This is a genomic window from Psychrosphaera sp. (assembly GCF_982872775.1).
Genome location: NZ_CEYNSH010000067.1, coordinates 1 through 9,136, shown reverse-complemented (window position 1 = coordinate 9,136; position 9,136 = coordinate 1). Strand labels below are relative to the sequence as shown.

6 protein-coding genes are annotated in these 9,136 nt (G+C 43.1%); 2 read left to right on the top strand and 4 right to left on the bottom strand.

Features of this window, described 5'->3' with window-relative positions; all coding sequences use genetic code 11:
* Window positions 1-633 precede the first annotated feature (633 nt).
* The 3 genes from AC4E96_RS13440 to pepA form a co-directional block, all read right to left on the bottom strand.
* A complete protein-coding gene (locus tag AC4E96_RS13440) occupies window positions 634-3,504 on the bottom strand; it encodes a valine--tRNA ligase (protein ID WP_490256181.1) in 2,871 nt (956 codons plus the stop codon).
* Window positions 3,505-3,537: 33 nt separating this feature from the next.
* Window positions 3,538-4,011: a DNA polymerase III subunit chi gene (locus AC4E96_RS13435; protein ID WP_488033991.1), complete on the bottom strand. Its 474-nt coding sequence runs from the start codon at window positions 4,009-4,011 to the stop codon at window positions 3,538-3,540.
* 137 nt (window positions 4,012-4,148) lie between these two features.
* Window positions 4,149-5,651, bottom strand: coding sequence for a leucyl aminopeptidase (gene pepA / locus AC4E96_RS13430; protein ID WP_488033992.1), 1,503 nt, complete (start codon window positions 5,649-5,651; stop codon window positions 4,149-4,151).
* Between the two features lie 263 nt (window positions 5,652-5,914).
* Here pepA and lptF point away from each other — a divergent pair, with 263 nt between their 5' ends.
* Both lptF and lptG read left to right on the top strand, forming a co-directional pair.
* Entirely contained in the window at window positions 5,915-7,036 is a 1,122-nt protein-coding gene (lptF, locus tag AC4E96_RS13425) for an LPS export ABC transporter permease LptF (RefSeq protein ID WP_490256180.1), read from the top strand.
* Between the two features lie 12 nt (window positions 7,037-7,048).
* Entirely contained in the window at window positions 7,049-8,116 is a 1,068-nt protein-coding gene (gene lptG / locus AC4E96_RS13420) for an LPS export ABC transporter permease LptG (protein ID WP_488034002.1), read from the top strand.
* A 90-nt stretch (window positions 8,117-8,206) separates the two neighbouring features.
* Here the strand turns inward: lptG and AC4E96_RS13415 are convergent, their stop codons facing one another.
* Window positions 8,207-8,830, bottom strand: coding sequence for an RDD family protein (locus tag AC4E96_RS13415; protein ID WP_490256179.1), 624 nt, complete (start codon window positions 8,828-8,830; stop codon window positions 8,207-8,209).
* Window positions 8,831-9,136 lie beyond the last annotated feature (306 nt).

The following is a 9,136-nucleotide window of genomic DNA, read 5'->3' as shown; positions in this document are numbered from 1 at the left end:
ATTAATTGATTAACTTTCTTCAAACTCAACGCTGTACGTCTGGGTAATTATTATTATTTATTGTTCCGAATTGACGTCAACGACTACCTTTTAAGTTAGTTTGTCAAACCACTATAGTGTTTTTATTAATCAATTGCCACACCTTCTCAAAGCTTTAACACGCTGATTAATAGCAACTTTTTATAAATTAAGTGTGGAGCTCTGACTCACTGGGTATAAACATGTGTTTCAAAGCGTATTAGGGCTAGATTAATGTAGAAAGGAAGTGTTTTGTTAACTTAAGAACTGAATTGGTGATAGAGGGGCGTGTATTGCTCGGTGTATTTTGAGGCTTTGTCGCGCACTTTTTAACAAGAGCGACGTGCGACCTAAGCATTACAGGGACGTACTTGGCGGCCCTAACCTCCGCAAGTAGAAATCAAATCTAAGCCACTTATTACGCTAGATTAATGTGGACAAGAAATGTGTTGGTGATAGAGGGGCGTGTATTGGTTATGTATTTAGAGGCTTTGTCGCGCACTTTTAAAAAGAGCGACGTGCGACCTAAGCATTACAGGGACGTACTTGGCGGCCGAAAAATACATAACCAATATACGCCCCTATTCTCAGTCGAACAATCTCGCCTAATTGGGCTTAGATAGCTTCGATTTCAGCGTACTGCTGTTCAAGCTTCTCCAAGCTCTGCTGATACTCAGCCAACTTAGCCTGCTCTTTCTCAAGAACCTGCTGAGGCGCATTATCAACAAACTTCTGATTAGACAATTTACCCGTCACGCGTTTTAGTTCACCTTGAGTCTTTTCAATCGCTTTGCTCAAGCGTGCAAGCTCTGCATCTTTATCAATTAGACCAGCCATCGGGATCAATACATCCATTGCACCAACAAGACCACTTGCTGATGCTGGTGCTTTTTCACCTTCTGGTAATACTTCAACGCTTTCTAATTTCGCTAGCGAAATCAAGAACGCTTTGTTTTCATCTAAACGCTGTTGTTCATCAGCAGAAACGTTACGCAAGATCACATTGATTGGCTTGTTCGGAGACAAGTCCATTTCACCACGAATGTTGCGCACGACAACGATAAACTGTTTTAACCACTCAACATCGGCCATTGCTTTTTCGTCAATTTGGCTTTGCTCAACCGTTGGGAATGCACTCAACATGATGCTGTCTGCTTTGTTGGCACCAGCAGCCGTTAGTGGAGCTACTTTTTGCCAAATTGTTTCAGTGATAAATGGCATGATTGGATGCATCAAGCGAAGTAGCGTTTCAAGTACATCAACCAACGTCTTACGAGTTGCACGTTGCTGCGCTTCTGACCCTTTGAAGATAACTGGTTTAGTTAGTTCTAAATACCAGTCACAGAATTGGTTCCAAGTGAACTCGTACATTGCACTTGAAGCCAAGTCAAAGCGATAAGCGTCTAAGTGACCACGAACCGTTTCGACGGTTTGTTGCAGCTGACTGCGAATCCAACGGTCCGCCAAAGAAAACTCAAGCTCTGCACTATCAAGTGCCAGCTCACGACCACAATCGTGCTCTTCCGTATTCATTAATACATAGCGGCTCGCATTCCATAACTTATTACAGAAGTTTCGGTAACCTTCAAGACGCTTCATGTCCCAACTGATGTCACGTCCAGTCGATGCTAATGCAGAAAGCGTGAAACGCAATGCATCAGTACCGCTTTGTGCCATACCATCAGGGAACTGTTTGCGAGTACTCTTTTCGATCTTGGCGGCGATCTTATCTTGCATCATGTTGCTAGTACGCTTAGTCACTAAGTCCTCTAGCCCAATACCATCGATAATGTCTAGTGGGTCAATAACGTTACCCTTTGACTTCGACATCTTGTCACCGTTTTCATCACGAATTAGACCCGTAACGTAAACCGTTTTAAATGGAACCTGTGGTTTACCGTCTTCGTCTTTGATGAAGTGCATGGTCATCATGATCATACGCGCAACCCAGAAGAAAATGATGTCAAAACCAGTCACCAACACGTCAGTTGGGTGGAAAGTTTTAAGATCTTCTAAATTGTCTGGCCAACCCATTGTAGAGAAGGTCCAAAGCGCTGATGAGAACCAAGTGTCCAGTACATCGTCGTCTTGACGTAACACAACGTCATCGCCTAAACCGTGTTCTTTACGAACTTCGGCTTCGCTCGCGCCAACGTATACTTTGCCAGACTCGTCATACCAAGCTGGAATTCGGTGACCCCACCATAACTGACGAGAGATACACCAGTCTTGTAAGTCGCGCATCCAGGCGAAGTACATGTTTTCGTATTGCTTAGGAACAAACTCGATGTCGCCATTTTGAACCGCTTCTGTGGCTACTTTCGCCATAGGCTCAACACGAACGTACCATTGGTCCGTTAGCATCGGCTCAATAACAACGCCACCGCGGTCACCATAAGGAACCGTTAAGTCATGTTCTTTGATTTCATCAAGTAGGCCCAAACCTTCCATCGCTGCCACGGTCGCTTTACGAGCGGCAAAACGCTCTAAGCCCTGGAACTCTTCTGGAAGGTCAGTTGAGTACACATCACTGACTTCACCATTTGTATTAAATACTTCGGCTTCGTTACGAATATGGCCTGTGAAGTTCAACACGTTGATCATTGGTAGTTGATTACGCTTGCCCACTTCATAGTCATTGAAGTCGTGAGCTGGCGTGATTTTTACACAGCCAGTGCCTTTTTCCATATCAGCGTGTTCGTCGCCAACGATTGGAATACGGCGATTCACCAATGGCAACATAACGTGTTTGCCAATTAAATCTTTGTAACGCTCATCTTCAGGATTAACAGCAACCGCTGTATCACCTAATAAAGTCTCTGGACGAGTCGTCGCTACTACTAAGTAATCTTTGCCATCTGCCGTTTTTTGGCCATCCGCTAATGGATAACGGAAATGCCACATATGGCCTTTTTTATCTTTGTTTTCTACTTCTAAGTCTGAAATCGCCGTTTGTAATTTAGGATCCCAGTTAACCAAACGCTTACCACGGTAGATTAAATCGTCGTTGTATAAATCAACGAATACTTTCTCAACGGCTTTAGACAAACCTGGGTCCATGGTAAAACGCTCACGATCCCAGTCTACCGAATTACCTAAACGACGCATTTGCGACGTAATCGTACCGCCTGATTCGTTTTTCCATTCCCATACTTTGTCGATGAAGGCTTCACGGCCCATTTCAGTGCGCGAAGGTTGGTTTTCGGCTGCAAGCTTGCGCTCTACAACCATTTGCGTTGCGATACCCGCGTGGTCAGTACCCACTTGCCATAAAGAATTGAAACCATCCATACGCTTATAACGTGTCAACGCATCCATGATGGTGTGCTGGAAGGCGTGGCCCATATGTAGGCTACCCGTTACGTTTGGTGGTGGAATGACGATGCTATAGCTGTCGCCTTTACCGCTTGGCTTAAAGTAGCCTTTGTTTTCCCAGTCTTGGTATAAAGATTGTTCTATGTCGCTAGGATTATAGGTTTTATCCATGATGATAATAGCCTTTGAAAATGTTGTATTCGTTTAAACGATTGAGTCTGGAATTGGCTGGGTTGTGATTTCATAACCCGCTTGTTTTAGGGCTTTGTATCGCTCTCGAGCAGCGGCCTTACCGGCCTCATCATGCGGCACAAAGTCGTGCCATTCGGTTATTCCCTTTAACTGCTTTAAGTACGTTGGTACTTGCTCACACGTATTTACAAAACACTGGCGTCGTTGTTGGCTTGGTTGCCAATTGATCTCAACAGGCGTGCCGTAATGTGGCCCTTCTCCTGGTAGATTGTGTGGAATAAAGCGATTTGCTTGAAACTGCCACAACCACTCATCGATTTGATGAGCATGGTCTTGATCTTGAACGCCAAGTAGCACTTTTTTGTGCTGTCGATATAAGTCGGCCGTTAAAACACAGGCATAATGCCAATGAGATTTCACCTCATGCTCGGTCGCTGTCTCAGGCAATTTGTGTTGCTCTGACAATAACCAAAAAATGACGTTCATAAACGGACCAACTTACTTTAATAATTTGATGAGTGGTAAAACCAACATCACAAGTCTACTTTGCTGACCAATTCTAGCAAAATAATGAACTCAATTCTGTCGATTTTACCTCTTAATTAACGATGTGGGCTAATCGGCTAGTGCTCGACACCAACACCTGCACGATTCATTAAGAATTGCGTTAACATTGGCACGGGACGACCTGTTGCACCTTTGTTTGCACCACTTTGCCAAGCAGTACCTGCAACATCTAAGTGTGCCCAATTGTACTTTTTGGTGAATCGAGACAAGAAACACGCTGCCGTTATGGTTCCCGCGTCACGGCCACCTAAATTGGTAAAGTCTGCAAATGGACTCTCTAGCTGGTCTTGATACTCGTCCCATAATGGCAAACGCCATGCACGGTCACCCGATTGCTCAGAAGCATTCAGTAACTCGTGTGCTAGTGGATTATGGCTACTCATTAAGCCAGATGCATGTTTACCTAATGCAACCACACAAGCACCAGTTAACGTTGCCACGTCAACAACCAACTCTGGATCAAATCGCTCTACATAAGTTAGCGCATCACATAATACTAAGCGGCCCTCTGCGTCCGTATTAAGTACTTCAACGGTTTTGCCAGACATCGTCGTTAATACATCACCTGGACGGTAGGCTTTACTGCCCGGCATGTTTTCACAACCAGCCAATACACCAATAACATTAATTGGTAGGCCAAGCTCAACAAGAGAACGCATCGCACCCAAAACACCGGCCGCACCACCCATGTCGTATTTCATTTCGTCCATTTGCGCCGATGGTTTGATTGAGATACCACCAGAATCAAAGGTTAGACCTTTACCAACAAGAACGATTGGTGCGTCACCTTCATTACCGCCTTTGTAATCGATAATGGTCATCATAGATTCGTTGTCACTTCCGCGACCAACAGCTAGGTATGAGTTCATTCCTAACTCGGCCATTTGCGCTTCATCAACAACACTTACCGACACATTGTCGAACTCTTCTAATGTCTTACCTTGCTCAGCAAGATAGGCTGGGTTACAAATGTTTGGTGGCATGTTTGCTACGTCACGACACATTTTTGAACCATTAGAAATGGCCAAGCTATGCTCAATTGCGCTCTCACCAAGTGGTAATTCACGACGCGTTGGAACGTTAAATACCAATTTGCGAAGTGGACGACGCGCTTCGTCTTTTTTACTCTTAAGCTGATTAAAGCTGTACAAGCTATCCATCGTTGCTTCAACGGCTTGGCGAACTTTCCAATAAGTATCGCGGCCTTTTACGTGCATTTCAGTTAGAAAACACACAGATTCCATTGAGCCTGTTTCGTTTAATGTATCAATGGTTTTCTTGATTATTTGACGGTACTGGCGTTCGTTTAATTCACGCTCTTTACCGCAACCAACCAATAATACTCGCTCACTCAACACGTTTGGTACGTGGTGCAATAACAAGACTTGGCCTGGTTTCCCTTCCAAATCACCGCGGCGTAACAAGTTACTAATATAGCCTTCGCTGATTTGATCTAATTGTTCTGCAACCGGAGAAAGACGACGAGGTTCGTAAACACCTACTACGATACAAGCACTACGTTGCTTTTCTGGACTGCCGCTTTTTACACTAAATTCCATGATCTCTCCAAAATTCGGGCTGAAAAATAAAAATCGCCTAAATATAAATTTTCAATCGGTCTTTCGCTGGTTTACCATTATAATCAAGCTTTAACCGACTCTAATGGTCGTTTTTGACTATTCTTTAAGTCGAATTAGACTAAGTGACCGATTGTTATAGCATGAGTTTAGTCTGCTATAAAAAAGTTTTCTTACAAAAATAAGAAGTTTACTCAAAAATCGGCATTATTCCAGTAAAAGTACAAGTTTTATAAGGTTTGTGAGTGATAATTTTACGTTATTTAACCGCTGAGGTTTTTAAGTCTCAAATAGCGGTTTTTATTGTGCTGATGAGTATTTTCATGAGCCAAACCTTTGTCCGTGTTTTGGCCGACGCGTCAGAGGGTAAAATACCAGGTTATTTAGTTGCCTCGATTATTGGCCTGCGCTTTCCGCAATTAGCAGCAATTATTCTTCCTCTCAGTGTATTTTTGGGTGTGATGTTGGCTTATGGCAGGCTTTATACCGACCACGAAATGAGTGTTTTAAAAGCCACAGGTATCTCAGAATGGTACGTAACTCGCGTAACGTTAATATTTGCTACCGTCGTTGCTATTATTGGTGGCAGTGTGAGCCTATACCTTGCACCAATGGCCGCAGAATATGAGTATCAAGTAAAAGAAAACGCCGCCGCTGACGGTGTGTTATCGACACTAACAGAAGGACGCTTTCAAAAAGCGGGTACTGGTGACTCCGTTGTTTTCGTTCACGATATCACCCGTGATAGTTCTGAAATGAAAAAAGTCTTTGTTGCTCAAGGTTCGGAAATGGGTGTGCAAAGTGTGGTTTATGCTCAAACGGGTGTACTAAAAGACTTGCCTAGTGGTCGCCAAGACCTAGAGCTTTCAGCTGGGCACCGTTATTACTTTGAAGAAGGTGAAAACCCACAACGCCTTAACTTTTCTAAATACCAAATTCTGATGGAAGACCAAGCAGTAGAGCAAAAAAGTCGTAACTTTGCAGCTCAGTCCACTATGCAATTGATGCAATCAGATGACTTAGAGGCCAAAGCCGAATTCCAATGGCGAATTGCAATTCCTCTAACCATACCAATTCTGGCTATGATTGCGGTACCACTTAGTTCGGTTAACCCACGCCAAGGTCGATTTGGTAAAATAATGCCGGGACTCGCGATCTTTTTTGCATATTACATCTTATTGCTGCTTGCCAAATCAGCGTTAGAAGATGGCAAAATACCTCAGTCAGTTGGTCTGTGGTGGATTCATTTAATTGGCCTGAGTACTGCAGTTATGTTGTTAATGCGCGACCGCTCTACTGGCGGCAAACTCCGCCGTTTTTGGCTTGATAAAAAACCAAACAAAAACGCCAGCGTAAAAGGAGCATAAGCAGTGTTAAATATGTCCATTATTGACCGCTACATTGGCAAAACAGTGATTAGCTCAATTGCGGTGACGCTTGGTATTTTGGTTGGTATCAGTACCCTATTTCGTTTTATTGAACAACTCAAATACATCGGCCGTGCAGATTTTACTGCCGTTACAGCTGGCTTGTATGCATTGTTCTTAATTCCACAAGATTTAGAAGCATTCTTCCCAATGGCAGCCATGATTGGCGGTTTGGTTGGTTTAGGAGCGTTAGCGACCAACTCTGAGCTTGTGGTGATGCAAGCGGTTGGCCTCTCTAAAGCAAACGTCGTCAGCGCTGTTCTCAAAGCCAGCACCGTGCTTATTTTAATCATGATGGTATTTTCTGAATGGGGCGTACCTGCTTCTGTTCAAAAAGCCAAAGAAATCAAAACTCAGGCTATCTCAGGTGGTCAAGTCTACTCAGCCGAACAAGGGGTTTGGGCAAAAGATACCGATGCGTTTGTTAATATCAAAGAAGTGACTGAATCAGGTCAACTAGTCCAAGTTTCAGTGTTTGACTTTGACGAAGACCTTAAGTTGAAAACCCAAATGACCGCCGATTTTGGTGAGTTTGAAAACGGTCAATGGTTACTTTCAAATGTAACCATAAAAGAATGGCGCGATAAAAATATAGAGACACAATATCTAGCAACTTATCCATGGCCGACCGATTTGGCCCCAGATAAACTGGGTATTGTTTCAGTTAAACCAGAGCGCATGGCTTTGAGTGAACTCGTCGACTATTTGAATTATTTGGAGCGCAACGAGCAAAATGCCAGTCGCTACGAGCTGGCGCTATGGCGTAAGTTATTTCAACCTATCAACGTCGCGGTAATGCTATTGTTGGCCTTGTCATTTATATTCGGTCCACTGCGTTCTGTGACCATGGGTGCGAGAATCATCTTAGGTATCCTTACCGGCTTTTCATTTTTCTTGGTCGATAGAGTATTTGGGTCGATGTCTTTGGTTTATGAATTGCCAGCCGTGTTGGGGGCGTTTGCACCGACCTTAATGTTCTGTTTGATCGCCATTCATTTACTTACGAAAAAGGCTAAGTAAATACTTTATCCAATGGTGCACTTTGTTGATAAGTAAGAACCCAAAAGTATTGGGTATATTCTAAAGTAAATAAAATAATCCAGAGCGCAATTAGCGCTCTGGATCTTCAATACCACGTAGGTAGATTTGTTTATTTTGTTCTTTCGTTAGAACAATCATCTCTGTTTGGGTCAGCTTGTCTTGCACCGCCAACTTGGTTTTTGGGGTAAACAAAACCAGTAAATTACCCAGCCCAAACACTGAGTACAGAGCCCGCAGCATCGCTCGTTTGAGCTCCAAAGGCTTTCCATCAACCCGTTGTAGTTTTAAGCGCCACGCTCGCATTCCTATTGTTTGACCACCATCATGCCAAAACCATGCATAAAACAACCAAACCCACAAAACTAGCTCAATTTGAAACCATATTTGACCATTCAAATACGCAGAGGGATCTGTATAACCTGTCATATCGATCACTCCGTACTTACTTAGCTGATGAACAACAATCAAATTAACAATCGTTACCAACATAGCCAAAGCGATTACCGCCAACCAGTCATAAACCATCGCCGCAAGACGCTTGAAGAAGCCTGCTCTGCGTTGTGCTGGTAATACAGACTCTTGTTTTAACTCTTCACTTTGTGGAGTCGTTTTTTCTGCCTGTTCTGTTTGTTCACCCTTTTCAATAGGGCTTTCTGATTCGAGCGTTGGTTTTGATTCTGAGTTATTGGTCATTTCACCCTACATTTTGTTAATTTTATTGATTGCTGGTCAATTTTATACGTAAGAAATCAATCTTAGGCTTGTCTGAGAGCAAGTGTATCAATAATTTTAAAAACTCAAAATTACATTTATGGTTATTTTCTCTATCGGCAAAAATCTCTCTTTCTACATCAATTGGTTATAAATTAGTTTGTAAAAAAATGTAAATTTGCGAAAGATTTGGATTTACTTTTAGCCACTGACACTTTTAGTATAGGGATTGATTTACGTACTGTGCACGGAAGCGCGATGGGAGTTTAGTTTGCATAGAGTAGTAAT